The sequence below is a fragment of the Ruegeria sp. HKCCD7255 genome (assembly GCF_013031565.1).
Classification (GTDB): Bacteria; Pseudomonadota; Alphaproteobacteria; order Rhodobacterales; family Rhodobacteraceae; genus Ruegeria.
In genome coordinates, this window is record NZ_WQAG01000018.1 from 1 (window position 1) to 24,005 (window position 24,005).

26 protein-coding genes are annotated in these 24,005 nt (G+C 58.7%); 15 read left to right on the top strand and 11 right to left on the bottom strand.

Features of this window, described 5'->3' with window-relative positions; all coding sequences use genetic code 11:
* Positions 1 to 917 (top strand): helix-turn-helix domain-containing protein (locus tag GOX45_RS20905; protein ID WP_171103744.1); only part of this gene is annotated, 917 nt, incomplete at its 5' end.
* Positions 918 to 929: 12 nt separating this feature from the next.
* Here the strand turns inward: GOX45_RS20905 and GOX45_RS20910 are convergent.
* The 8 genes from GOX45_RS20910 to GOX45_RS20945 form a co-directional block, all read right to left on the bottom strand.
* On the bottom strand, positions 930 to 2,684 hold the full coding sequence (locus GOX45_RS20910; protein ID WP_171103747.1) for a phospholipase D-like domain-containing protein: 1,755 nt from the start codon (positions 2,682 to 2,684) through the stop codon (positions 930 to 932).
* 103 nt (positions 2,685 to 2,787) lie between these two features.
* Positions 2,788 to 3,432 carry a 3-oxo-tetronate 4-phosphate decarboxylase gene (gene otnC, locus GOX45_RS20915; RefSeq protein WP_171103749.1) on the bottom strand — a complete coding sequence of 215 codons (645 nt, stop codon included), beginning with the start codon at positions 3,430 to 3,432 and terminating at the stop codon, positions 2,788 to 2,790.
* A complete protein-coding gene (gene otnK / locus GOX45_RS20920; RefSeq protein WP_171103750.1) occupies positions 3,429 to 4,658 on the bottom strand; it encodes a 3-oxo-tetronate kinase in 1,230 nt (409 codons plus the stop codon). The genes otnC and otnK overlap by 4 nt, the downstream gene beginning before the upstream one ends.
* Positions 4,655 to 5,452, bottom strand: coding sequence for an N-acyl homoserine lactonase family protein (locus GOX45_RS20925; protein ID WP_171103753.1), 798 nt, complete (start codon positions 5,450 to 5,452; stop codon positions 4,655 to 4,657). Before GOX45_RS20925 ends, otnK begins: the two co-directional genes overlap by 4 nt.
* On the bottom strand, positions 5,449 to 5,736 hold the full coding sequence (locus tag GOX45_RS20930) for a putative quinol monooxygenase (protein WP_171103755.1): 288 nt from the start codon (positions 5,734 to 5,736) through the stop codon (positions 5,449 to 5,451). Before GOX45_RS20930 ends, GOX45_RS20925 begins: the two co-directional genes overlap by 4 nt.
* Positions 5,736 to 7,247: a tripartite tricarboxylate transporter permease gene (locus GOX45_RS20935; protein ID WP_171103757.1), complete on the bottom strand. Its 1,512-nt coding sequence runs from the start codon at positions 7,245 to 7,247 to the stop codon at positions 5,736 to 5,738. Before GOX45_RS20935 ends, GOX45_RS20930 begins: the two co-directional genes overlap by 1 nt.
* 2 nt (positions 7,248 to 7,249) lie before the next feature.
* Positions 7,250 to 8,065, bottom strand: a complete 816-nt coding sequence (locus GOX45_RS20940; RefSeq protein WP_217350608.1) for a hypothetical protein — start codon at positions 8,063 to 8,065, stop codon at positions 7,250 to 7,252.
* Positions 8,062 to 9,069: a tripartite tricarboxylate transporter substrate binding protein gene (locus GOX45_RS20945; RefSeq protein ID WP_171103759.1), complete on the bottom strand. Its 1,008-nt coding sequence runs from the start codon at positions 9,067 to 9,069 to the stop codon at positions 8,062 to 8,064. The genes GOX45_RS20940 and GOX45_RS20945 overlap by 4 nt, the downstream gene beginning before the upstream one ends.
* A 133-nt stretch (positions 9,070 to 9,202) precedes the next feature.
* On the opposite strand from GOX45_RS20945, the gene GOX45_RS20950 reads away from it, so the two are divergent.
* Genes GOX45_RS20950 through GOX45_RS20960 form a run of 3 tightly spaced genes read left to right on the top strand, consistent with a single transcriptional unit; the run spans position 9,203 to position 11,996 of the window.
* The gene (locus GOX45_RS20950; RefSeq protein WP_171103761.1) at positions 9,203 to 10,294 is read left to right on the top strand and encodes an isocitrate/isopropylmalate dehydrogenase family protein; all 1,092 of its coding nucleotides are present in this window, start codon (positions 9,203 to 9,205) and stop codon (positions 10,292 to 10,294) included.
* On the top strand, positions 10,291 to 11,322 hold the full coding sequence (locus tag GOX45_RS20955) for a Gfo/Idh/MocA family protein (RefSeq protein ID WP_171103763.1): 1,032 nt from the start codon (positions 10,291 to 10,293) through the stop codon (positions 11,320 to 11,322). Before GOX45_RS20950 ends, GOX45_RS20955 begins: the two co-directional genes overlap by 4 nt.
* Complete coding sequence (locus GOX45_RS20960) at positions 11,319 to 11,996, top strand: GntR family transcriptional regulator (protein ID WP_254446126.1); 678 nt, start codon at positions 11,319 to 11,321, stop codon at positions 11,994 to 11,996. The genes GOX45_RS20955 and GOX45_RS20960 overlap by 4 nt, the downstream gene beginning before the upstream one ends.
* Before the next feature lie 41 nt (positions 11,997 to 12,037).
* Here GOX45_RS20960 and GOX45_RS20965 read toward each other — a convergent pair whose 3' ends face one another.
* Positions 12,038 to 12,943 (bottom strand): ADP-ribosylglycohydrolase family protein, encoded by a 906-nt coding sequence (locus GOX45_RS20965; protein WP_171103767.1) that lies wholly within the window; start codon positions 12,941 to 12,943, stop codon positions 12,038 to 12,040.
* A 101-nt stretch (positions 12,944 to 13,044) separates the two neighbouring features.
* Positions 13,045 to 13,752: a GntR family transcriptional regulator gene (locus GOX45_RS20970; RefSeq protein ID WP_171103769.1), complete on the bottom strand. Its 708-nt coding sequence runs from the start codon at positions 13,750 to 13,752 to the stop codon at positions 13,045 to 13,047.
* A 127-nt stretch (positions 13,753 to 13,879) separates the two neighbouring features.
* Between GOX45_RS20970 and GOX45_RS20975 the strand changes: the two genes are divergently transcribed.
* The 8 genes from GOX45_RS20975 to GOX45_RS21010 all read left to right on the top strand — a co-directional run bounded on the left by GOX45_RS20975 (position 13,880) and on the right by GOX45_RS21010 (position 20,588).
* Entirely contained in the window at positions 13,880 to 14,167 is a 288-nt protein-coding gene (locus GOX45_RS20975) for a UxaA family hydrolase (protein ID WP_171103771.1), read from the top strand.
* A 4-nt stretch (positions 14,168 to 14,171) separates the two neighbouring features.
* On the top strand, positions 14,172 to 15,353 hold the full coding sequence (locus tag GOX45_RS20980) for a UxaA family hydrolase (RefSeq protein WP_171103773.1): 1,182 nt from the start codon (positions 14,172 to 14,174) through the stop codon (positions 15,351 to 15,353).
* Positions 15,354 to 15,466: 113 nt separating this feature from the next.
* Complete coding sequence (locus GOX45_RS20985) at positions 15,467 to 16,456, top strand: Ldh family oxidoreductase (RefSeq protein WP_254446127.1); 990 nt, start codon at positions 15,467 to 15,469, stop codon at positions 16,454 to 16,456.
* A 165-nt stretch (positions 16,457 to 16,621) separates the two neighbouring features.
* Complete coding sequence (pcaC, locus tag GOX45_RS20990; protein WP_171103775.1) at positions 16,622 to 17,002, top strand: 4-carboxymuconolactone decarboxylase; 381 nt, start codon at positions 16,622 to 16,624, stop codon at positions 17,000 to 17,002.
* On the top strand, positions 16,999 to 17,727 hold the full coding sequence (gene pcaH, locus GOX45_RS20995; RefSeq protein WP_171103777.1) for a protocatechuate 3,4-dioxygenase subunit beta: 729 nt from the start codon (positions 16,999 to 17,001) through the stop codon (positions 17,725 to 17,727). The genes pcaC and pcaH overlap by 4 nt, the downstream gene beginning before the upstream one ends.
* 1 nt (position 17,728) lies before the next feature.
* Positions 17,729 to 18,349: a protocatechuate 3,4-dioxygenase subunit alpha gene (gene pcaG, locus GOX45_RS21000; protein WP_171103778.1), complete on the top strand. Its 621-nt coding sequence runs from the start codon at positions 17,729 to 17,731 to the stop codon at positions 18,347 to 18,349.
* Positions 18,350 to 18,421: 72 nt separating this feature from the next.
* Positions 18,422 to 19,273 (top strand): 3-keto-5-aminohexanoate cleavage protein, encoded by an 852-nt coding sequence (locus GOX45_RS21005; protein WP_171103780.1) that lies wholly within the window; start codon positions 18,422 to 18,424, stop codon positions 19,271 to 19,273.
* A gap of 4 nt (positions 19,274 to 19,277) precedes the next feature.
* Positions 19,278 to 20,588 (top strand): lyase family protein, encoded by a 1,311-nt coding sequence (locus GOX45_RS21010; RefSeq protein WP_171103782.1) that lies wholly within the window; start codon positions 19,278 to 19,280, stop codon positions 20,586 to 20,588.
* Positions 20,589 to 20,639: 51 nt separating this feature from the next.
* Here the strand turns inward: GOX45_RS21010 and GOX45_RS21015 are convergent, their stop codons facing one another.
* Positions 20,640 to 21,791, bottom strand: coding sequence for a zinc ABC transporter substrate-binding protein (locus GOX45_RS21015; protein WP_171103788.1), 1,152 nt, complete (start codon positions 21,789 to 21,791; stop codon positions 20,640 to 20,642).
* A gap of 56 nt (positions 21,792 to 21,847) precedes the next feature.
* On the opposite strand from GOX45_RS21015, the gene GOX45_RS21020 reads away from it, so the two are divergent.
* The 3 genes from GOX45_RS21020 to GOX45_RS21030 are packed head-to-tail and all read left to right on the top strand — an operon-like array spanning position 21,848 to position 23,891.
* Positions 21,848 to 22,360 carry a transcriptional repressor gene (locus tag GOX45_RS21020; protein ID WP_171103789.1) on the top strand — a complete coding sequence of 171 codons (513 nt, stop codon included), beginning with the start codon at positions 21,848 to 21,850 and terminating at the stop codon, positions 22,358 to 22,360.
* 2 nt (positions 22,361 to 22,362) lie between these two features.
* Positions 22,363 to 23,094, top strand: coding sequence for a metal ABC transporter ATP-binding protein (locus tag GOX45_RS21025; RefSeq protein ID WP_171103791.1), 732 nt, complete (start codon positions 22,363 to 22,365; stop codon positions 23,092 to 23,094).
* Complete coding sequence (locus GOX45_RS21030; protein WP_171103793.1) at positions 23,094 to 23,891, top strand: iron chelate uptake ABC transporter family permease subunit; 798 nt, start codon at positions 23,094 to 23,096, stop codon at positions 23,889 to 23,891. The genes GOX45_RS21025 and GOX45_RS21030 overlap by 1 nt, the downstream gene beginning before the upstream one ends.
* Positions 23,892 to 24,005 lie beyond the last annotated feature (114 nt).

Genomic DNA, 24,005 nt, shown 5'->3' on the forward strand with positions numbered 1-24,005 from the left:
GCCTCGCGTACTGGCAAGACTCCGTTTGCAACAGCTATGTGCAGCTCGGGTGTGAGATCGAAAATCGTCACAACTTCCGAGGCTTGATCGAAGTTGCGCGGCACTCGGTTCTGTCGATTTCACGTGTGACGGGGTTGGCGCATCGGGTCGAACGCCGCAAACGTGATATCCGGTCTGCGACGGATGCCTATTTTCTTTTGAGCCTGCAAACAGCCGAATCGTCGACCGTGACGCAATTTGGAAAAACCGCACTTTTGCGCACCGGTGATATGGCGCTCTACAGCAGTACCGATCCATATTCGCTGCGCTTGACTGACGATTTCAGTCAGACGGTTGTCCAGCTTCCCAGCGCGAAACTGATCGAGCGCTTGCCCAATGCCGAACTGCTGACCGCGCGCCGGATCGACGGGCAAAGCGGTATTGGCAAGCTGGTGCGTGAGAATATTCTGGCTTTTTCTGAACATGTGAATACGCCCAACCCGACCGTGCAGGCGCTGTTACAAGACACTCTGATTGATCTGATCGCGACGGGTCTGGCGGCTGAGGGCGCAGATCGGTTGGAACTGTCCTCGCCCGAACAGCATGTACTGTTGCGCGCCAAATCCTTTGTGCGCGCAAATCTGCATGACCCCAAGCTTGACCGCCACCGCGTTGCGGCCGAGATCGGTATGTCGGTGCGGCGCCTGAACGAGATCTTCTCGAAACATGATGAATCGATCAGCGCTTTCATCCGTCGGATGCGTCTTGAGGCCGTGGCTGCCGATTTCAAAGACCCGCGATTTGCGCAGCAATCGATCAGTGAGATCGCTTTCCGCCAGGGCTTTTCGAACATGCAGAACTTTTCGACAACGTTCCGCACTCATTTCGGCGCGAGCCCCCGAGACTATCGGAAAATGTCGAGCCAGCCCACGACTTGAAAAGTTGCTGACCTAAGGCGCAACCCCAAAAAGTTCGCGCCGTTTCGAGCGATAGAAATCTGACTGGAAATGACCGCGCACCCAATCACCTGTTTCGTCCAGAAACCGGATCCTGGGATCACTATGGCCATCTCGCGCTTTGCGGTTGGCAACCTGCCGGAAATAGAAATGGTTCAGCAGCCGGAAGAATTCGGTCAGATACACGTCTGAGACACGGGTATTGCCCCGTATCAAAAGCATGTTCTCATCATTCGACGACAAGGATCCGGGTGAGAAATTGGCCGATCCGGTAAAGACCATGGGTTCATCGGTCAGAACGTCGATACCCATGTATTTGGTATGCACAAAGAACACATGGCCCGAGCTGCGGAAATGATGCTCGCGCCACATCCATTGTTCCAGTTTGAAACCTGGAACCTTGCGCCAGTGCCCAAGACTGCCGGTAAACCCAAGCCCCTGGCCAAAGACGATGCGCGTGTCGCGGTCGCGTTCGATCATCTCTTGCGCGCCCGCACCCCGGCTGCGCTGTTCCATCAGGATATACCGCAGATAGTCGCGGTCATTGTCGAAATATTTCGCCAGCCGCGTGGTGACGCCAAAGGCCGACGTCAGAATGACGGTCTGGCGGGCCTGTTCGATCTTGCGGCCATACCAATCCAGCTCGCTTGAGCCTTTGCGCGGCGAAAAAAGCGGGGTGATCGAGTTCTCTGGCAGCTCTTCTTGCGGCGGCGGTGTGCGGGCCTCGGTGAAGGCACGCATTTCTTCGCGCTGTGCATCACGCGCGAGCAGGTCAAAATAGTCCGAATAGGCTTGGGCCACGCCTTCATCGCGCACGACATGGCCGGTGTTGCTTTGCCCGCAAAAGCCGGATGCTGTGATATTGGTCGAGCCGGTCCAGACCTGCACCGGGTGGCCGTTTTCTTTCAACACCATGAATTTGTTATGGGTGATCGCAACAAAGTGGATGCGTTCCTTGAAATGCAGGTTCGCCTGCCCGGCAAAAGGTGCAATCGCTGCCCGGTTGATGACGCCGTATTTGGTTTCGGTCCGCCGGTTCTCACTGCGTTTGAAGAAATCGGCCTCGAAAGTTACCTCGACCCGTGCTCCCCTTGCGGCGGCGTCGGCAAGCGCTTGCAGGATCGGCGGATAGGTCAGTTCATAAAACCCGCAATGCAGGCTGAACCGGCTGTCTCGGGCCTGAGCGATGAAATTCAGCGCCCCTTCCAGTAGCCCGCGCGACAGCCATTGGGTGCGCTCGGAGTGCGGATCGTCCAGTTCGGCCTTCAGCGCGTCTTGGTCCAGCGTTTCGTCATTGGCAAATCTTTCGGCATAGGCCTGGCTGACAATTGCGCCGCGATTGAAAAAGATCGAATGTTGACCGATTTCCTCCGACTCGGTGCGCACGGTGATTTCAAGATCGGTTCCGGGTCGCAGCGTTGACAGATCACCGTTTACAGGACGGTACAGGGGCCGGATCACGTAAGAGTAGGCGCGGTCGGGTTCGGCCCAATAGTGGCCCCAGCGAAAATCCTGAACCGGGTGATCAGCCGTGTCAAACCGTTGTGCACGGGCTGGGTCGGGCACAACGGATTCGAAACATTTGAACCCTTTCAACCAGCGGATCCCGCCGGTTTCGGTGCGCAGGCCCACGCCAAATCCCAAAAAGCCGTCCAACACGTCTTCCTTTGCGTTCATATGCAGCATCACAACCCGTGTGCCGCTGATCGCATGAACTGAAAAGCCGTCAGCCTTTGTGGAAACGCGCATAATGCCCTCCAACAGAATTTGGTTATCAAAATGGGCCGCAGCTGCGACCAGCTTGAGAATAGTAAAGGTCTTTGAACATTTTCTGACGCGCAGCCTAGCACGATCACTTGGGTGCGCCAAACCGGGTAATTAGCGCTGAAATTTGCGCCTTGGTCAGGTGTTTGGGCGACATCGCCTGTGTCAGAACTGCCAATTTCGCGGTCTCTTCCAGCTCTTCCATCGCGTTGGTGGCGGCCCAGAGGTCGGGGCCTGCGACAACCGGGCCGTGATTGGCCAGCAGGACAGCGGTATATTTGCCCTTTAGCGCGCGCACGGCTTCACCCATTTCGGGATCACCAGGCAGGAAGAAGGGTAAGAGCTTTACCTTGCCCAACCGCATGATCGCATAAGGGGTGAGCGGCGGCAGCGCATCATCGGGATCGACCTGAGGCAGCATAGACAGCGCCACCGAATAGGTGGAGTGCAGATGCACCACGGCCCCGGTGCCCGCCCGCGTGTCGTAAAAGGCCGTGTGCAGGGGGATTTCCTTGGTGGGCGCGTCGCCCGAGATCAGCTTCAGATCCTGGCTCAGATGGCTGATCCGGGCGGGGTCAAGAAAACCCAGAGAGCTGCCCGTGGGCGTCATCACTATCGTCCCGTCCGAGGCGCGGGCCGAGATATTACCGGATGACCCCCCGGTCAGCCCGCGATCATAGAGCGATTTCGAGATCACGCAGATCTCTTCCCTCAGCTTGGCGATCTCGCTCATATCTGGCCTTCTAGAATGTCCAGAGCGTCTTTGAAAAACGTGGGCCCGCCGAAATTGCCGGATTTCAGTGCCAAAGCGATGGGATCTGACCCTTCGACACGCAAGGCCGGGACGCCCGCTGCAAGACGAGGCCCGATGGTAAAGGCGGAAACGCCCAGCCCCTGAACCACCGCGCCCGAGGTTTCTCCGCCAGCGACCAAGAAACGCCTGACGCCGCGACGGGCCAGTTCGGCTGCCAGTTCGGCAAAGAGCGTTTCCAGCGCATGGGCCGCTCGGTCCTGACCAAACCGTGCTTGGGCTTCCCTAACAATCTGCGGGTCGGCTGAGGAATAGACCAAGGGCGGGGTCGTTTGGGCGCAGACCCAATCGGCAATGGCATGGACGTTGGCCGTGCCGGAAATTGCGTCTTCGGCAGAGATTTCCATCGCTTCGGCGTGCGCCTGATAAAGCTTCACCTGTTCCCGAGTGGCCCGGCTGCATGAGCCGGACAGAACAACACCGGGGCCGGTGATCGGCGCCCATTCTGCCGTTTTCGGCTGCGCGCCGAAATTGGCGGGCAAACCAAGCGCGATGCCCGACCCACCGCAAACCAACGGCGCGCCTTTGGCTGCGGCTCCGATCTGCACAAGGTCCGCATCGCGGATGGCGTCGACGATCACGTGTCCGTTGCCGGGCAGGGCGGCGCGGATCGCATCGGCGCCTGCCATGACGGTGACTTCGGGCACATGTCCGATGGGGCGCGTGGATTGAGCCGCCAAAACCCGACGCAGGTCGGGGTCGGTCATCGGGGTCAGAGGATGATCCTCCATCCCGCATTCGTTCAGCAGCACATCCTGCACAAACAGATGCCCCTGATAGACCGAGCGGCCATTTTCCGGGAAGGCCGGGCAAACGATGGTGGCTTTGGCCCCGAGCCTGTCGGCCAAGGCATCCAGAACCGGGCCGATATTGCCCTTTGGCGTGCTGTCGAAAGTCGAGCAAACCTTGAAGACAATCTGCCGGGCCCCCTGTTGCAGCAACCAGTCGCAGGCCGCAAGCGAGGCGCGCACGGCCTCGTCCACCGGTGCGGTGCGGGATTTCAAAGAGATCACCCCCGCCTCAAGCGCAGGATCAGCCGGGTCGCGGGGGGTGTCGATAAATTGCGCCACGCGCATCCCGGCCTCGGATAGCGTCAGGGCGATGTCGGACGCGCCGGTAAAGTCGTCGGCGATGACCCCGATTTTCATAGAATGATCTCTTTCTGCGGGCCGACATCCAACCGGTAGATATGGGGTGCGATATCCTGCGCAAAGAATTGGCGGACAAGGGGGTCATGCCCGGGGATGATCAATTCGCGGCGTGAGGCGAGGCGTTCAAGCGTGTCAAACCCGTCCAGCATGTCTTGCAGATCGACAACGATGGGAAAGGGCTGCTTGCGCCAGGCGTTTTCATAGAAATGCGCCGCGTCTGAGGCCAGCACCATCCACCCCGACTGCGTGCGTACCCGCACACATTGCAGGCCGCGACTGTGCCCTCCGATCTTGTGCAGGGTCACGCCATCCGCCACTTCGGCGTCGCCATCGTGAAAGATGACTTGCCCGGAATAAAGCCTTTGGATCACTTCACAAACATGATGGGCCGAAAACGGGTGACGCAGCGCCTCGTGACACATGCAGGGGCCAGTTGCGAAGGCCATCTCGGCCGTTTGCAGGTGCAGCTTGGCATCGGGAAAAAGGTGCAGCCCGCCCGCGTGGTCGTAATGCAGATGGGTGACAATGACCTGATCCACCGCCTCGGCCTGAATGCCAAGTGGGGCCAGAGCGGCCCTCGGATCCATCGCGATAGGGCGCGCGCGGGCCGAGGCCTCGTTTGAATCATAGCCGGTGTCGACCAGAATGACCTGATCGCCATTTTGAATAACCCACATGAAGTAATCCATCGCATGAGGGGCGTCGTGGTTGTCATCAAAGATAAAACTGTCGCCGCGCACGCGCGCGTTGCGGTCGGCATATTTCACCGCATGTATCTGCCAGTTCCTCACCGGATCACCTCATCAAACAGGGCCACTGTCTTCTCTTCAATCATATCGGCGACCTTGCTGTCGAAACTTTTGAAATGCGCCGATGCAAGATGGGCATCAAAGGCCGCCCGGTCTTCGTAGATTTCATACAGAAACACCTGATTTGGATCGTCGCCGCGACAGATGTCAAACTGGTGGCATCCCGGTTCCTGCTGTAGCGAAGTTTGGGCGTTTTCGACCATCAAGGGCAAAAACGCCTCAAGGTGATCTGGGGCCACGCGGAATGTGACGGTGACGGCATACATCAGGCGGGGGTCCTTTTCATACGGGCCAAAAGGCGTTTTCCAAGCGGCAACTGGCTGAGCACCAGCGCTAAGTTCAGCATCAGCAAAATGGCGGCGCCGGGGCGCGAGACAAAGACCACCAGATCTCCGTCCGACAGCAACAGCGACCGGCGCAGGGTTTCATCAAAAAGCCCACCCAGGATAACGCCAATGACCAGCGGTGCGATGGGATATTTCATCAGGTTCATGAAATAGGCCACAAATCCAACCGCCAGCATCAGGTAAAGGTCGTTGATCCCACCGCCGACCGAGAAGGATCCGATGGTGGTCAGCACCATCACAACGGGTAGGAACACGGTTTGCGGGATGCGTAGAATGCGGATGAAGATCTTGGCGGTAAAGAGCCCCATGATGAACATGGTAAAACTGGCCAGAACCATGATGGCGACTACCCGCAGGATGATTTCAGGGTCGATGGTGGGGCCGGGGATCACGTTGTTGATCTTGAACGCGCCCATTAAGGCCGCCGCAGGGGGTGATCCGGGGATGCCAAGCACCAACAGCGGGATCAGCGCGCCACCGATGCAGGCATTGTTGGCAGTCTCAGATGACAGCAACCCCTCCATGCTGCCCTTGCCGAATGTGTCGCCTTCTTTCGAGACGGTCTTGCCGACGCCATAAGAGACCCAACCCGCCACGTCCTCACCCACGCCGGGAAGGGCGCCGACGCCGGTTCCGATCACGCCCGAGCGGCCAATGGTCGGCAGGTATTTCCGTACCACGCCCAGTTTCGGCACGACCCGCCCCTTGAGCGCGACCATGGTGCCGGTGGCGGTGTGGCGCAGGCCCTCGATGATTTGCGGCACCGCAAAGGCACCCATCAGCACCGGCACCACTTGAAATCCGCTCAGCATATAGGACCACCCGAAGGTATAGCGCGGCTCGGACAGGATCGGATCAAGCCCGACCATGGCCATGGCCAATCCGATCAGACCGGCGATCCAGCCTTTGATCACCAGATCCTCGCTCATCAATGTGCCGGACAGAAGGATGCCGAACAGCGCCAGCAGGGCCTTTTCAGGCGAGGCAATGTTTTTCGAGATCAGCAGCAGCACCCACACGAAGATAAGCAGGGCAAGCGTGCCGATAACCGTGCCAATGAAGCTAGCGGTTGTGGTCAGGCCAAGCGCCTCACCCCCGCGCCCGGCCTTGGCCAGCGGATAGCCATCCATCGCGGTGGCCGCGCTGGCCGCAGTGCCGGGAATATTGAGAAGGATTGAGGGGTAAGAGCCCCCATAAATCGCCCCGACATAAGCGCCCAAAAGGGCGATCAGGGAATAGTCCAGCGGGATCTTGTTGCCGAAAAAGCCCGTCAGGATGGTCACGGCCAAAGTGGCTGTCAGACCGGGCAGGGCGCCAAAGGCAATGCCAAGAAACACCGATGTAATCAGATAGGCATAGGTCAACGGGTCGACGACAAGCGCAACAAAAGCGCCGCCAAAGCCCGAAAGTTGGTTCAGGACGAACTCCATAGTTAAGTTCTCCAAATCGGACGGAGCGTCACGTAGTAATGGTATTCGATCTGTTTGAAGATCAGCCCGCCGCGCGCGGGCACGTTCTGACGAAAGCCAAAGGCCATAGCACAGACAAGGATGAAGGGGGCAAGAACAGCGATCGCTGGCACGACGCGTAACACAGGTGTTTGCTTGGCTTGCGACAGAACGATCAGTGTCAGCAGGGTCCAAAGCGCCAGCGTGACCCAATCATCGACATGGCTGTTCCATTCGGCTTGCGGGCCATAAGCCAAAAGCGCGAACGCGCCTGCTGCGGTCACGAAAACGGTCGACAGGATCATGCGTTGCGGATGCCCGCCCTGATAGCCAAAGATCAGCGCCGTAATCAAAAGACCCGAACACAGGATGAAATCCACGCGCGGCACCAGCCCTGCGATATAGGCCAGCAGCATGAGGGCGATTGTGCCAAAGCGTAGGGCCTCGGACGGGTTCCAGCCAATCCCGGCCCGCGTCAGCGCATGTGCTGCGCCGCCGCTGCGGATCGAGATGGCAAGCAAAACAAAAGACAGCACCAAAAGTCCGCTGAAAATGCCCAGCGGTACGATGGCCGCTGAATTATACCAATCCGCCCCGCTGACCCCTGCGCGGTTCGATCCGAACAAAGGGATGTCAGAGGTTTTCCACAGGAAGAACAGCGAAACCGCAATCAGCACGAGTGCGGTCCAGAAATCCCGCGCGCGCAGGATCAGAGTGTCTTCGGCGGCCATGACCTCGGCATGGTCAGAAGGGGCGCTTGCACGCCCCCTCTGATCCTTCGGTTCAACAGAACGCGTCACGGTTTGTTGATGCCCAACGAGGCCGGATCAACAGTGGCTGCACCCAGATCCTGCAATGTGTAGGCAAAGGTGCTTTCCAGCTTGGAAAACAGCTCTTGTGCCTCGGGGCCATATTGCCCGCCCACATCGTAGTTGTTGGCTGCCGCCCATTCTGCAACTGTGTCCGAAGCAATGGCCTGCTCGAACGCAGAACCAAGGGCAGCTTTTACGCTGTCATCGGCAGAGCTATGAACCGCAAAGCCAATCGCCTGTTTCAGCGGCAGGTATTTGTCGAGCCCGTCATACATGTCAAAGGCCGACGGGATGGTCTGACCCGCGAAGTCCACGCTTTCCGGTGTCAGCATCGCCAGCGGCTTCAATTGACCACCTTCGATCAGGGGCGCCTGTTCTGCCAGCGAGGTCACGACCAGGGCAACTTCTCCTGCTATTGCGGCTTCCTGTCCGGGGGCGGATCCTTTGTAGGGAATGAACTTGAACTCGGCCCCCGATCCGTTCTGGATCGCCAGCAGGTTCAGATGGTGGATCGACCCGGCCCCGGATGCGGCTGCGGGTATGCTGCCTGGGTCAGCCTTGGCCGCTTCGACTAATTCTTGCAGCGAGTTATAGGGGCTGTTGGCCGGGACCGAGATCAAGTCAGGCGAGCCGCCAACGATGAACGGATACCAGAAATCGAACTTCTGATCCCAGCCGCCTTGCACAGCAGCGGTTACGTTCGATTCGGACAAGCCCACCAGCGTGTAGCCGTCATCGGGCTGGTTCTGCACATAGACCATGCCGTTGGATCCGGCGACGCCGCCTGTCTGGTTGATCACGTTGATCGACACGGGCAGGTGTTTCTCCATCTCGGCCATGATCATGCGGTTAATCGTGTCGGTACCACCCCCGGCACCCCAGACAACGGCGGTTGTGATATCGCGGTACGGATAGTCCTGTGCCGAAACAGCCGTGCCAACCCCCACGGCCAGAGCGGCAGCGACCGCCAGTTTACCAAGTCTCGTTTTCATTTTGCTGTTCCTCCCAGCTGATGTGCTCTCGTTATTGCATTTATTTGCGTATGCATTAAAAGATGCGTTGTCAACTTTCGGATTAAAACTTCCGAGGGTATAAGCGGAGCTGACACAGAAAAGGCAGGCGGAAATGATTCAGACATTCGAGATCGCGGTTTTTGAAGGAGACGGGATTGGCCCTGAAATTACAGAGCCCTGCGTCGATATCCTTCGGCGTATGGCCGACGCATCGCCCGACTATGAGTTAAGCTTCACCGAGGCCGCCGCAGGGGCCGCGCATTATGCCAAGACCGGCGAATCCTTTCCCGAGTCATCCATGGCAACCGCGCGCCGGGCAGATGCGATTTTGCTGTCGGCGATGGGATTGCCGGACGTTCGCTATCCGGACGGGACCGAAATTTCGCCCCAAATCGACCTGCGCAAAGCCTTGAACCTGTTTGCGGGCGTGCGCCCGGTCACGGTGAAAGCAGGACAGAAAACGCCTTTGAACCTGCCTGCCGGAACCGAGATTGATTTTGTCCTGATCCGCGAAAGCACCGAGGGGCTGTTCTTTACTCAGGGTTCGGGAGAGGTCAGTCAGGACGAGGCCCGCGAAACCCTGCGCATCACACGTGAAGTGTCCGAGAACCTGTTCCGCTTTGCCTTTGATCTGGCCAAGACCCGCAAAGCCGCAGGCCGGGGTCCGGGTCGTGTGACCTGCGTTGACAAGGCCAACGTATTCCGTGCTTTTGCGTTCTTTCGTGAACTCTTTGACGCCGAGGCGAAAAATCACCCCGACCTGATCGCCGATCACGCCTATGTGGACGCGACCGCACTCTGGATGGTGCAAAAGCCGTGGAGCTTTGATGTGATGGTCACTGAAAACATGTTTGGTGACATCCTGTCGGATCTGGGTGCGGGCCTGATGGGGGGGCTTGGTCTGGCCCCTTCGGCGGATATCGGGCTGGAACACGCGGTGTTTCAACCCTGCCATGGATCGGCCCCTGATATCGCAGGACAGGGCGTTGCAAACCCGTTTGCGATGATCCTGTCTGCGGCCATGATGCTGGAGTGGCTGGGACATAAACACGACAACAGCGCAATGGTAAAAGATGGCACCCGGCTGCGCGATGCGGTTGAGGATGTAGTGGCGCGTGGCGAAACCCTGACAGCGGATCTTGGCGGTGAGGCCGGCACGGGTCAGGCTGCTGCTGCGGTGCTCGACGCGCTCTTTGTCACATGAGCCCGAGCGCTCGGCTGCGCGTGGCCGGTGTGGGGGCGGGCTATTTCAGTCAGTTCCACTATGGCAGCTGGCGCCGCATTCCCGAGGTCGAGCTTGTGGCCTGCTGCGACCAGGATCTGAGCAAGGCGCAGGCATGGGGCGTGCCCGCGTTTGACAGATTGCCCGACATGCTGGCCACCGTGCAGCCCGATCTGCTGGACATCATTTTGCCGCCCGAAGGTCATCGCGTGGCGCTGGCTCAGGCTCTTGAGGCCGGGGTGCGCGCAATCATCTGCCAAAAGCCCTTTGGCGTTGATCTGGATGAGGCCCGCGCGATGGCGCAGGACGCCGCCGAGGCCGGGGCGACTCTGGTCATCCATGAAAACTTTCGCTTCCAACCCTGGTATCGTGCGATCAAGGCGGCGCTGGATGCCGGGCGGGTCGGCACGTTGCAACAGGCTACGTTTCGGATGCGTCCAGGCGACGGGCAGGGGCCCAATGCCTATCTGGACCGTCAGCCCTATTTCCAGCAGATGGAGCGGTTTCTGGTGCATGAAACCGCTGTGCATTGGGTCGACACCTTCCGTTTTCTGATGGGCGACCCGACTGCGGTTTATGCCGACCTGCAGCGCCTGAACCCGGTGATCGCAGGTGAAGACGCAGCCGTGATTCTGTTCGATCATCCCCGGCAGGTGCGCGCGCTGTTTGACGGTAACCGTCATCTCGACCACGCCTCGGACAACCTACGGCGCACAATGGGCGAGGCCCTGTTCGAAGGCACCGAAGGGTCGATTTCGCTGCGCGGTGACGGGTCGGTCTGGCTGCGTGCGTTTGGATCTTTGGATGCCGTGGAAATTCTGGGATCAAATACCTGGGAGGGATTTGGCGGGGATTGTGTCCATGCCTTGCAAAACCACGTTGTTTCTGGACTATTGCACCAGACACCAATTGAAAACCAAGCGCTGGATTATTTGACCGTGATCGCGATTGAACAGGCGATTTACACGTCGGCGGCAACTGGTCGAAAATGCAAAGTGGAGACACCTTGAAGGCCACTCAGAATTCTTCCCCGTCCAATGCGCAGCGCGCCGTGCATGCTTTGCGAAACATGATCTTTTCAGGCGAGCTTTCGGCAGGGTCGGATCATCTGGAAAGCGAATTGGCGGAACGGTTGGGCATGTCGCGCACTCCGATACGCGAAGCGGCATTGACGTTGGAAAGTCAAGGCCTGTTGGAATTGCGACCGCGCAAGGGCGTGCGCATTCTGCCCGTCTCGGCCGACGACATGCGCGAGATTTACGATGTTCTGACCGAGCTTGAAAGCCTGGCGGCCGAACGCGCGGCGCAGATGGGATATGGTCAGAAAGACCTGCGCGATCTGGGTCAGGCCATCGTCGATATGGACAAGGCCATCGCCAAACAAGACCTTGAAGCCTGGGCCGCTGCAGATGAACGGTTTCACCGTGAGCTGGTGCGGCTGGGGGGCAACAGCCGGGTCAAAGCCATTGTCGCGATGATGAGCGATCAGGTGCGCCGGGCCAGAACCACCACCTTGTTCATCCGGCCTCTGCCGACGAAATCGAACGAGGATCACCGGGCAGTGTTTCAGGCCATTCGCGACGGAGATGCCGATCTGGCGCGGCAGCGCCACCACAAACACCGCCAGCAAGCGCGCGATATCCTTGTGGGCTTGCTGGAAAAGCACAAGCTTTCGGGTCTTTGACCCTACCAACCGGCGCTGTCGGGTTTTTTGTGTTCCGCGCCTCAAAGCGCCAGCTGGTCCATCAGATCCGTCACGTCTGACAAACTGTTCAACCGCGCCTCCCAATCCTGTGGCACGCCATAGACGGCACCCGCCACGGCCCCAAGCAGCATGGCGCGGCCACAGCTATCGCCTCCGGCCAGAATGTTGGCACGGATGTCGTCCTGGTAAGAGTTTGTTGTCGACAGGTTATGCAAGATACTCGGCAACCCGTTTTCCAGATCACAGGCCATGCCGAATTCTGCCGTCACATCCTGCGTGCTACGATCTGTGGCCGCGCAGGCCAGTTCCAGTCGCGGCAGGATCGCCGGGTCGGCAGCGGAAAGGCCTGCGGCTACCACCTCGTTGATGGAATGCCCCTCACGCGCCGAGACCAGCATTGCCGTGGCAACCGCGCCATACGCCTCCGCAAGATCAGAGCGGTTGGTGGTGCGGATGGCCTGACGCGCGTGATCTTCTAACCCAGCCGCCACCAGAGCTGGCAGTTTGGCGATGGCCGGCATTTGCACATCCTCGGCCCCTTTGGGCGTATCAGCCTCACCGGCGGCAAGGGCGTTCAGGGTTTCGCGCGTTGCGTGGTCGATATAGCCGCTATAGGTTCCGCCATAGCCGAAATGGGCCCGAAACTCGGCATTATACGCCGCCTGGTCATAGCGGCCGCCCGAAGCCGCCAAAGCGCGCAACAGGACCATCGTTTGTTCCCCATATTGCGTCAGGTCGCCCGGCTGTTTCAGCGGATGGGCGAAATACGACGGGACTCCTTCGAAGTCCTTTGCATTGGTCGCACGGAATTCGGGTTCACCCAGCGCCAATTGCGCGATCCGTGGCTGATCGTAAAGCCAATGCAACCCCAATGAGGCCGCGTCGGCGACCAGCGCTCCGACAACAAGATCGCGTTTTGTGTTCATGACCCTCGCCTTTGTCCTTGCACCCGGTGACACCCCTATGCTGCCAGTGTGCCGTCACGCGAGACGGCAAGTAAAGCCACCATTTGTGTCCGCCGTTGGGCTCAAAGGGAATCCAGGCTGACGGAATAAGTCACGTCGTCGGTGACAAACCGACTGGTGCGCAATTCGACAACACGGCCCAGCAAATCCTTGCCTTCGCGCTTGCCGATCAGAACTGGGGTGCCGGTGCGCAGACCCAAAGCTTTGGCGGTTGCCTTGTCTGCAAGGCCTGCGCTCAGATCGTCTTTGGCCGAGATGACAATGCAGGAATAGGCCTGTTGAAACAGCACATAGAGCGTGTTGGGCAGGGGCGCGCGTTCCAAAAGTCCCGGGAAAAGATCGGTGGATACGACACAGGTTTCCAGACACAGCGGCTTGTCGTTGAAATTCCGCACCCGGTCGATCTGAAACACCTCTTGCGGGGCGCCAAACAGGCTGTGGCGCTCGGCCGGGGTGGCGGCGCGGCGCGATACAGTTTCAGACCCCAGCGTCGGAGCGACCTGATTGCCTGCAGCATCACGCATGCGAAAAAAGTGAAACAGCGAGTTTTCAGGCGTGCGCAACGCCACGAACGTGCCACGCCCCTGACGGCGCTTGACGATTCCTTTTGCTTCCAGCTCGCTCAGCGCTTTTCTTGCGGTGCCCTGGCTGACTCCCAGCTCGGCCGCGATATCAAACTCGCTTGGCAGCATCGTGCCCGGCGGGTACCGGCCATCAGCGACCCGCGCGATTATCTCATTGTAAACAGACTGATAGAGCGGTGTCGTCATCGGGTTTCCTCGGTCTGCCTTGCTATCAGATATGCGTGCGTATGTTCAATGATCTATATTGACTCTTATATAAGAGTAAACATATAAGTAAGACCGGATTTGGAATTTTGCAAAAGGAAAAAAGGACATGGCGATACCGCAATTGCTGGTCCATGATCACGAGGACAATGTCGGCGTGGTTGTGGTGGAAGGCTTGACCGCCGGAACGGAAATGCTCTGCGTGGTGACGCATGACAATTCCGATTTCAAACTGACCGCCAACAGCGACATCCCCATCGGCCACAAGGTTGCGCTGAAGCCGCTGAGCGAAGGCGATACCGTGATCAAATACGGTGAAGATATCGGGCGTATGGTCGGATCTGCTGGTGTGGGCGATCATGTACACACCCACAATTGCAAAACGAAACGGTGGTAAGATTATGGCTTTGGATTTCTCGAACGTAACAGTGAACGCATGGCGCCGCGAAAACGGGCGTGTTGGTGTTCGCAACCATGTGCTGATCCTGCCGGTTGACGATATTTCCAACGCGGCTTGCGAAGCGGTGGCCAATAACGTCAAGGGCACATTGGCGATCCCGCATGCCTATGGCCGTTTGCAATTTGGCGAAGACCTAGACCTGCATTTCCGTACGATCATCGGCACCGGGGCCAACCCCAATGTGGCTGCCGTGGTGGTCATCGGGATCGAGCCGGAATGGACCAAGGTGATCGTCGACGGCATCGCCAAGACCGGCAAACCGGTCGAAGGTTTCTCGATCGAGCAAAAGGGCGACTTTGAGACCATTCGCCAGGCCAGCTGGAAGGCCAAGGAATACGTCCATTGGGCAACCGAGCTGCAAAAAGAACCCTGCCCGATCAACGAGCTGTGGGTTTCAACCAAATGCGGTGAAAGCGACACAACGACCGGCCTGTCATCCTGCCCGACTGTGGGCAACATGTATGACAAGCTGCTGCCCCATGGCCTGACCGGGTTCTTTGGTGAAACATCCGAGATCACCGGGGCCGAGCATATCTGCGAGAAACGCGCCGCCACTCCCGAAGCGGCAGCCAAGTTCAAGCAGATCTGGCAGGCCTATACTGACGACGTCATTTTTGCGCACCAAACTGACGATCTGTCAGACAGCCAGCCCACCAAAGGCAACATTTTGGGCGGGCTGACGACCATCGAAGAAAAAGCCCTGGGCAATTTGGAAAAGATCGGGCGGACTTCGACCTATATCGACGCTATTGGTCCCGCAGAAGCACCTGAAAAAGGGCCGGGTCTGTACTTCATGGACAGTTCATCAGCAGCGGCAGAATGTGTGACTCTGATGGCTGCTGGCGGTGCGGTGATCCACACCTTCCCGACGGGGCAGGGCAATGTTGTCGGCAACCCAATCGTTCCGGTGATCAAGATCTCGGGCAACCCGCGTACCCTGCGCACCATGGGCGAACATATCGATCTGGATGTGACCGGTATTCTGACCCGTGAAATGACCATTGAAGAGGCCGGCGACGCGCTGATTGAGATGATCCGCCGCACCGCCAATGGCCGCCACACCGCTGCCGAAGCGTTGGGGCATCGCGAGTTTTCCATGACCAAACTCTATCGCTCGGCATAGGATCGGTTGCACCGCACAGGACAGGCCCAGCCCGGTGGACAATCGGGCTGGGATTTTTCACGTTTGGGACGGGGCAAGCGCGCAAGGACAGGAGATTTGTTCTGGAACACAGATTGAAGATCGAAGAGGCCGAGGATCTGGTAACCAAGGCGCTGGTCGCCAATTTCGTGTCCGAGCGAAACGCGCGCTCGGTCGCCAAAGCACTGGTCGCAGCAGAGGTGGACGGCCAGGCCGGGCACGGATTCTCGCGCGTTGCCTCCTATGCAGCACAGGCGAGGTCGGGCAAGGTTGCAGGTGCGGCCTGTCCAACGGTTTCGGCCGCGGGCCCTGCTGTCTTGCGGGTGGACGCCGGGTTTGGCTTTGCCTATCCCGCCATCGATCTGGCCGTCAACGAGTTGACCAAGCTAAGCAAGACCACCGGCATTGCGGCTGCGGCGATTAGCCGTTCGCATCATTGCGGCCAATTGGGCGCGCATGTGGAACGGCTCGCTGATAACGGGCTGGTTGCGCTGATGGTGGCGAATACGCCCAAGGCCATGGCGCCCTGGGGTGGCAACGCGGCCTTGTTTGGAACAAATCCCATAGCCTTTGCCGCCCCGCAAGCTGAGGGCGCGCCACTGGTCATTGATCTGTCACTGTCAAAGATCGCGCGCGGCAAGGTGATGGCGGCCAAGAAAAAGGGCGAGCCGATCCCCGAAGGCTGGGCGCTGGATGCTGACGGCAACCCGACAACCGACCCGGACGCCGCACTTTCGGGCATGATGCTGCCCATGGGTGATGCAAAGGGATCGGCCCTGGCGCTGATCGTCGAAATACTCGCCGCGACCCTGACAGGAGCGAATACCAGCGCGCAGGCCAGTTCGTTTTTCGAGGCTGACGGCGCGCCTCCGGGCGTGGGTCAGTTCATCATCGCGATTGACCCAGGGTGCGTCAGCGGCGCGCCTTTCGCAGCACAGCTTGCGGCTCTGGCCGGTCAGATCGAAGCACAGGACGGTGCAAGACTGCCGGGCACACGCCGCTTGCAGGCACGTCGCGAGGCTCGTGATCGGGGGGTTGTGGTGCCTGACCACCTTTGGGGTGAGTTAAGCCAAACAGACAGCTGAAATCCTTTCTGCCGTGATCTCTGAAAATGGGCAGCGGTGGTCGAACAAGCTGGTGTGGCCCGATATTCTGTCTTTTAAGCGCGTTGGAAAACTGTTTTTGTGTGAGTGGCCAGACACCTGACACCTCTGCTGTCTTGAGGCAGGGCTCATAAAAGGAGCACATCAATGGCAGATCGTTACCAGCTAGGAATGCGAACGCGAAGATCTGTTTTGGGCAAAGCACATGTTGAGCGTGCCGAAATGGAGAAAACCGAATTCGACGCGCCGTTCCAGAGCTTGATCACCGAAGGTGCTTGGGGGACCGTCTGGTCTGATACCACGATCAGCCAACGCGACCGCTCGATGCTGACACTCGCCCTGTTGGCAGCGATGGGGAATTTCGAGGAAATTCCCATGCATATCCGCGCCACTGCCAACACCGGGGCGTCCAAAGACGACGTTATGCAGGCTTTCTTGCATGTCGCGATCTATGCGGGCGTACCCAAAGCCAATCATGCCATCAAAATCGCCAAACAAACCTATGCCGAGATGGAGGAGCCATCATGACGAAGCCAGGCGAGTTCTATCCGCGAAACCGAGATATTCATCCTGTGTCGCTGTCACCCGGATACAAGTCTTCGGTGACGCGCAGCCCGCGTTTGGCACTGGTGTCTCTGCAGAGCACGATATCAGAACAGACCGGGCCGGTATTTGGCGCCGATGATATTGACGCTGGCGATAACGATCTTCTGACCAACTATGCCGCGCCGGGCCAAAGCCCTATTGGTGAACGTATTATTCTTCACGGTCACGTATTGGACGAAAACGCGCGGCCTGTTCCGAACACGCTGGTCGAGATTTGGCAAGCAAATGCGGGCGGGCGCTATAGGCACAAGAAAGACACGTACCTTGCGCCCATTGACCCCAACTTCGGCGGTTGTGGACGGACATTGACCGATGAAAACGGGTATTTCTTTTTCCGCACTGTAAAGCCGGGTGCTTATCCGTGGCGCAATCATGCAAACAACTGGCGGCCCGCGCATATACATGTCTCGATCTTTGGATCGGGTTTTGCACAGCGGCTGATTACGCAATGCTATTTCGAAGGCGATCCTTTGATACCGCTCTGCCCCATCGTGCAGACGATCCCGGATCAAAACGCGATTGAGCAGCTTGTGGCCAGGCTGGACCTGAACGCCACAATTCCGCTGGATAGCGTTGCCTATAAGTTCGACATTATTCTGCGCGGTCGCCGCTCGACCTTGTTCGAAAACCGTCCAGAGGGTAACTGACATGGTTCAGGCGCTTAAGTATCTCAGCGAAACCGCATCGCAGACGGCGGGTCCCTATGTCCATATCGGCCTTTCGCCCGGCGCGGCGGGGTTTGATATTTACCGGCAAGAACTGGGTCATGACATCTGTGGACCGAATGCCAAAGGCGAGCGTATTCGGGTCACCGGCGTTATCATCGACGGGACGGGGGCCGCCATCAAGGATGCGATGCTTGAGGTCTGGCAGGCCAATGCCGACGGGGTCTATGCGCATCCCGGTGGTGGTGGACCGGTTGAGGATGGGTTTCGCGGCTGGGGTCGCGTCATTACCGATTTCGAAACCGGTGAATGGACCTTCGAGACCGTAAAGCCAGGCAAGACCGCTGGCAGCGCTGGCGCTCCGCAGGCGCCCCATCTCAACCTTTGGATTGTCGCGCGGGGTATCAATGTCGGCCTGAACACAAGGATGTATTTTGCTGACGAGGCCGAAGCAAATACCATCGACCCCGTGCTCAATCTGATTGAGTGGGAGAGCCGCCGCGCCACTCTTATCGCTGATCGGGATGTACTTGGGGATTTGCCAACCTATCGTTTCGATATTCGACTTCAGGGCGGCATTGAGACGGTCTTTTTTGATGTTTAGAAAAAACCGGCTACGTTTGGTTTCCGTTCGAACCCGATGCGATACGGTTCGGCACAAACAGGAAACGACATGATGACCGCAAGCCAGCCAAAACCTTGTATCATTTGTGTTGCCATCACCGGTTCGGTGCCGCGCAAGTCCGACAACCCCGCTGTTCCCATTTCGGTCTCGGAGCAGATCGAAAGTACTCAGGAGGCGTTTGAAGCGGGGGCCTCGATCGCACATCTCCATGTTCGCAATGACGATGAGACCCCCACATCAGACCCGGACAAGTTTGCAGCGTTACAAGATGGTCTTAAGAAACATTGCCCCGGCATGATCGTTCAAATGTCGACGGGTGGCAGGTCCGGTGCTGGACAGGCACGTGGTGGGATGTTGCAATTACGGCCAGACATGGCATCGCTCACGGTTGGGTCGAACAACTTTCCGACCCGCGTTTACGAGAACCCGCCTGATCTGGTTGCATGGCTCGCCTCAGAGATGCGGACCTATGAGGTCAAGCCCGAGATTGAAGCCTTTGACCTGAGCCATATCTTCAGAGCCAAGGAAATGGCTGACGCCCAAGAGCTGCTTGGCACCCCGTATGTACAATTTGTTATGGGGGTAAAGAACGCAATGCCGGTCGATCGCCTTGTCTTTGATTTCTATGTGCAAACAGTGCACCGATTGTTCGGCTCGGACGCTCCGTGGTGTGCAGCAGGAATCGGGCGTCATCAAATCACGCTGAACGAATGGGCAATCTCGGCAGGGGGGCATGCGAGGACCGGGCTGGAGGACAACGTTCGGCTTGATCGGGAGACATTGGCTCCGTCAAATGCCGCTTTGGTAGAGCGCACGGTCGAGATTTGCGAGAAACACGCGCGTCCTGTGGCAACTTGGCGCCAGGCCCGAGACATTCTGGGCCTTCGGCCCGTAGCGGCCTGATCCGATGACAGGTGCTCTGAATGCTTTGACTGCCCCGATTTTTGGGCATGGGCCGACACGTGCGCATTTCGGCGATGGTGCCATTGCTGAAGCGATGCTGCGAGTCGAGGTGGCTTTGGCACAGGCACAGGCCTCGCTTGGGTTTGTTCCGAACGCTGCAGCTGCCGAAATATCTGCGTTGAAACTGCCGGGTTCCGTGGTCGAGGATCTGACGATTGGGGTCGCACAAGCAGGGGTTCCGGTTCCGGCACTTCTGTCTGCGTTGCGCAACCAGCTTTCTGACGAGACGGGCGATTTTTTTCACTTTGGGGCCACAAGTCAGGATATTGTTGATACCGCTTTCTGTCTTTGTGCGCAGGCAGCGTTGGATGATCTGGCCGATTTGCTGACCGATTTGGTCGACTTGTTGCACGATCTCTCTCAGACTCACGACAAGACCCTGATGTTGGCGCGGACACGCGGGCAACTGGCGACGCCGATCACCTTCGGCCTACGCGCCGCGCAATGGGCGCAGCCTTTGGTCAGCGCCGAGTCGGATCTGAGCGAGCTCAGAGCCGGGGCGCTGCGCATACAGCTTGGCTGCGCTTCTGGCAGTCGATCAGCGTTTGGCGGTTCAGGCGACGATGTGGCCCGTGCGATGGCCGCACAATTGAACTTGAGTGATGGTCCGCCATGGCACACCGATCGAAGCGGTGTTCAGAAACTGTCGGCCTGGTTGATGCAGGTTGTGAGCGCCATTGGAAAGATCGGGCGCGATGTCAGCATTGCCACGCGTGGTGAGATTGCCGAGTTGCGGCTTGCGCAAGGGGGGGCGTCTTCGACCATGCCGCACAAGTCCAATCCGGTGCTTGCTGAGATGCTTCAATCACTTGTGCCGGTTGCAACGGGATATCAGGCCGGTTTGGCTGCCAGCGCCGTTCATTTGGAAGAGCGCGATGGTGCGAATTGGCCCGTCGAATGGTTGCTCATGCCACTTTTGTTTGAAACCGCCGGAGCAGCGCTGGACCATGGCATCGCGCTGCTGCAGGGGCTTGAGGTCGACGCGACGTCGATGCGTGACAGGGTGGGTTCTGAGCCTGCTGTTCATGCCGAGGCCGCTGTATTTGCATTGGCGGAAACGATGGGCCGGGGGAAGGCGACGCGCATTGTCAAAGACGCCTTGGCGTCCGGCCAACCCTTGCGACAAGCCCTTGCTGTTCACGGCGCGGTCGACTGGGACAGTGTTTTGTCGGATGCCCCCTATATCACCGCCGCGTCAAAAGTTGCGGATGAGATATTTGCCAAGCGACAAGTACTCGGCCGAGAATTGCGCTGACTTGTAGAGGGTGTGGGTGAGACATCCGGTTTTGCTGTCTCACCCGACGCATTATTGTGGCAGACACTCTGAAAGCGACACGGCCATGGCCCTGATCAGCTGCGGGTAAAGGTCTGGTCCCGGTGTAAGAGCTGCGCCCTGCGGGTCGATTACACTTGTGCGAGCTTCGGTTCCGTCGAGGACCGTTACTACGATACCGGTGTTGAATTGGGGTTCAGCCAATACGCAATCCACACCTTCATCCCGGATGCGCGCCTGAATCTCGGCAATGCGGGCAGGGCTGGGGTCAGAGGCATCGCCGATCGAAATGGCACCAGCGGCGGGAAAATCGAACGCGTCCTCAAAATACTGATAGGCGTCGTGGAACACGATAAAGCTACCACCGCGTACCGGGTCCAATGTCTGCGCGACCTCGGCAGACAGCGCAGCCATTTCTTCGCGCGCCGCAGCCGCATTGGCAAAATAGGTACCGGCGTTATCCGGATCGGCCGCCGATAGCTGTGCCGCGATCACGTTCAGCCATGTTTCGGCATTTGCCGGAGACAGCCAGGCATGTGGATCATGTTCGCCGTGGTCGTGATGATCATGTTCAGCATGATCGTCGTGATCGTCATGCTCAGCGTGTTCCTCATGATCATGGTCGTGATGCTCGTCGCCATGCGCCGCTTCATCTTCATGATCATGGTGGTCATGGTCTTTGTCTTCTGCGTGCTCTTCGTGATCGTGATCGTCATGTCCCTGATCTTCATCATGCGCGTGCTCATCACCGTGCTCTTCGTGCTCTTCGTGGTCGTCATGACCATGATCGTCGTGATCCTCATGGTCTCCGTGGTCATGGGCCTCGAACAGAGCATTTTCGCGGAACTCCAGCAAAACCGTACCATCCGCATCGAGAAGGCTTGTCACGCTGGCACCCTCTGCGAGCGTTTCGATTGCATCCTCAAGCCAAGGTGTCAGATCGTCACCCATCCAGAAGACCAGGTCGGCCTGTTGCAGAGCTGCCGCCTCGGACGGGCGCAGGTTGTATTCATGCGGCGATGCCCCGGGGGGGATGACCAGATCCGGGGTGCCGACTCCATCCATGACACGCGCCACCAGCGAATGCGCAGGGGCGATGTCGACCGCAACGTTCGGGACCTCGGCTAGGGCCGTTCCACCCATGAGTGCTGCGGTAATCGATAGTGGAAGAAGCTTTCTGGACATCGGACCCTCTGTGTGATTTTATAACATTATGAGCGACATACATGATATGAAATAACATGACAAGTGACTCCCCCCCTGTTCCAGCCGAAGACACCGCGCCGGTGGGTTTTCAGGCGCATGATCATAAGGCCTGTGTCGCGACCGCGCTGGCGTCGGCAGAAGCACGATGCAAGCAAGATGGGCTGCGCCTGACCGATGTGCGGCGCAAGGTGCTTGAGATGTTGCTGCAAGAGCATCGCGCCCTTGGGGCCTATGCGATTCTTGACCGGCTGCGCGAAGAAGGCTTCGGCTCGCAACCGCCGGTGGCCTATCGCGCGCTCGACTTTCTGGTGCAGAACGGGTTTGTCCACAAGATCGAACGTCTGAATGCCTTTGTGGCCTGTTCCCATCCCGGGGCCACGCATTCGCCTGCGTTCATGATTTGTCGAAAATGCGATGCGGTGGCCGAGGCACAGTCAGCCCCGGCCAAAGGCGCATTGGGTGCCGCCGCGCGCGCCGCCGGGTTCGAGATCGAACGCACGGTTGTCGAAGCCGAAGGCCTGTGCCCCGACTGCACTGAAAAGGCTTAAGAATGAGCCTGATCAAGGTCGAAAACCTCAGCGTCCGATATGGCGCCAATACGGTCCTGAGTCATGTCGAGATGACCATCGAACCGGGTGAGATCGTCACGATCGTAGGCCCGAACGGGTCGGGCAAGACAAGCTTGTTGCGTGCGATAATCGGGGCGACCAAACCTTCTGCGGGGCAGGTGGCGCTGAAGCCTGGATTGAAGATCGGTTATGTGCCGCAGAAGCTGCATATTGATCCCACGCTGCCCATCTCGGTCGAGCGGTTCATGCGTCTGACCGACCGGGTGTCGCGGAAAGACTGTGCTGCGGCGCTTGAGGCCGCTGGCGTGCCTGACTTGCTGCAGCGGCAGATGTCACAATTGTCGGGCGGGCAGTTCCAGCGCGTGATGTTGGCCCGGGCGCTGATCAACCAGCCCGAGGTTTTGTTGTTGGACGAGGCCACGCAAGGACTGGATCAACCCGGATCTGCCGCGTTTTATCGCCAGATCGAAGAGGTGCGCCGCGAAACAGGTTGTGCCATCCTGATGATCAGCCACGAATTGCACGTGGTCATGAGCGCGTCAGATCGCGTGATCTGCCTCAATGGCCATGTCTGCTGTCAGGGCTCGCCCGCCGTGGTGGCCTCGGCACCGGAATACCGCGCGCTGTTCGGAACAGGTACGGGTGGCGCGCTGGCGCTCTATCGGCACGACCATGACCATGATCACGACCACCACCATGAAGCGGCTGAATGATGCTTGATGATTTCATGACACGGGCCACCCTTGCAGGGGTTGGCGTTGCGTTCGCCGCAGCTCCGCTGGGCTGTTTCGTCGTGTGGCGCCGCATGGCCTATTTCGGAGACGCCACGGCGCATGCAGCCATTCTGGGCGTGGCGCTGTCTCTGACCTTTCAAATGTCGATCTTTGCAGGCGCTTTGGCGGTTGCGCTGATCATGGCTTTGACGGTGACGCTGTTGTCGGGGCGGGGCTATGCGATGGATACCTTGCTGGGGGTTCTCGCGCATTCCGCACTTGCCTTTGGGTTGGTTGCGGTGTCGTTCCTGTCGGGCGTACGCATTGATCTGATGGCCTATCTTTTTGGCGATATCCTTGCGGTTTCGCGGTCTGATCTTGTGGTGATCTGGGGCGGGGCCGCGCTTGTCATGGCGCTGCTGGCCTGGCGGTGGTCGCACCTGTTGACGGCCACCCTGAACGAGGAACTGGCCTATGCCAGTGGTTTTAACCCCAAGCGAGAGCAATTGATCCTGACCCTGTCTCTGGCCGTAACGGTTGCTGTGGCGATCAAGGTCGTGGGCGTGTTGCTGATCGCAGCTCTGCTGATCATCCCCGCCGCTGCCGCGCGCAGCCTGGCGCGTTCACCGGAATCGATGGCTCTGATTGCCGCGGCCATCGGGGCGTTCTCTGCGGTTGCGGGCCTGCGGGCCGCTTATGTGTTCGACACGCCAGCGGGGCCCTCGATCGTGTGCGTTGCAGCGGTGATCTTCGCCTGTTTCAGCCTGCTGGGTCTGAACCTGCGGCGCGGGGCTTAACAGGCGGCACCATTGGATTAGAGCGCTGAGGGACTGGACAGTTTCACTTCGCCGTTCTAGAAATGTTATGTTATCACATAAAATGCAGAGCCATACATTCCACGCATCCCGGCC

Coding starts and splice junctions, on each gene's coding strand:
- GOX45_RS21020 (WP_171103789.1), top strand. CDS start 21,848: ATGACAAGTGACTCCCCCCCTGTTCCAGCCGAAGACACCGCGCCGGTG.
- pcaC (WP_171103775.1), top strand. CDS start 16,622: ATGGCAGATCGTTACCAGCTAGGAATGCGAACGCGAAGATCTGTTTTG.
- GOX45_RS20945 (WP_171103759.1), bottom strand. CDS start 9,069: ATGAAAACGAGACTTGGTAAACTGGCGGTCGCTGCCGCTCTGGCCGTG.
- GOX45_RS20955 (WP_171103763.1), top strand. CDS start 10,291: ATGAGCCCGAGCGCTCGGCTGCGCGTGGCCGGTGTGGGGGCGGGCTAT.
- GOX45_RS21010 (WP_171103782.1), top strand. CDS start 19,278: ATGACAGGTGCTCTGAATGCTTTGACTGCCCCGATTTTTGGGCATGGG.
- otnK (WP_171103750.1), bottom strand. CDS start 4,658: ATGAAAATCGGGGTCATCGCCGACGACTTTACCGGCGCGTCCGACATC.
- GOX45_RS21015 (WP_171103788.1), bottom strand. CDS start 21,791: ATGTCCAGAAAGCTTCTTCCACTATCGATTACCGCAGCACTCATGGGT.
- GOX45_RS20970 (WP_171103769.1), bottom strand. CDS start 13,752: ATGACGACACCGCTCTATCAGTCTGTTTACAATGAGATAATCGCGCGG.
- pcaG (WP_171103778.1), top strand. CDS start 17,729: ATGGTTCAGGCGCTTAAGTATCTCAGCGAAACCGCATCGCAGACGGCG.
- GOX45_RS20910 (WP_171103747.1), bottom strand. CDS start 2,684: ATGCGCGTTTCCACAAAGGCTGACGGCTTTTCAGTTCATGCGATCAGC.
- otnC (WP_171103749.1), bottom strand. CDS start 3,432: ATGAGCGAGATCGCCAAGCTGAGGGAAGAGATCTGCGTGATCTCGAAA.
- GOX45_RS20965 (WP_171103767.1), bottom strand. CDS start 12,943: ATGAACACAAAACGCGATCTTGTTGTCGGAGCGCTGGTCGCCGACGCG.
- GOX45_RS21030 (WP_171103793.1), top strand. CDS start 23,094: ATGCTTGATGATTTCATGACACGGGCCACCCTTGCAGGGGTTGGCGTT.
- GOX45_RS21025 (WP_171103791.1), top strand. CDS start 22,363: ATGAGCCTGATCAAGGTCGAAAACCTCAGCGTCCGATATGGCGCCAAT.
- GOX45_RS20980 (WP_171103773.1), top strand. CDS start 14,172: ATGGCTTTGGATTTCTCGAACGTAACAGTGAACGCATGGCGCCGCGAA.
- pcaH (WP_171103777.1), top strand. CDS start 16,999: ATGACGAAGCCAGGCGAGTTCTATCCGCGAAACCGAGATATTCATCCT.
- GOX45_RS21005 (WP_171103780.1), top strand. CDS start 18,422: ATGACCGCAAGCCAGCCAAAACCTTGTATCATTTGTGTTGCCATCACC.
- GOX45_RS20975 (WP_171103771.1), top strand. CDS start 13,880: ATGGCGATACCGCAATTGCTGGTCCATGATCACGAGGACAATGTCGGC.
- GOX45_RS20930 (WP_171103755.1), bottom strand. CDS start 5,736: ATGTATGCCGTCACCGTCACATTCCGCGTGGCCCCAGATCACCTTGAG.
- GOX45_RS20935 (WP_171103757.1), bottom strand. CDS start 7,247: ATGGAGTTCGTCCTGAACCAACTTTCGGGCTTTGGCGGCGCTTTTGTT.
- GOX45_RS20950 (WP_171103761.1), top strand. CDS start 9,203: ATGATTCAGACATTCGAGATCGCGGTTTTTGAAGGAGACGGGATTGGC.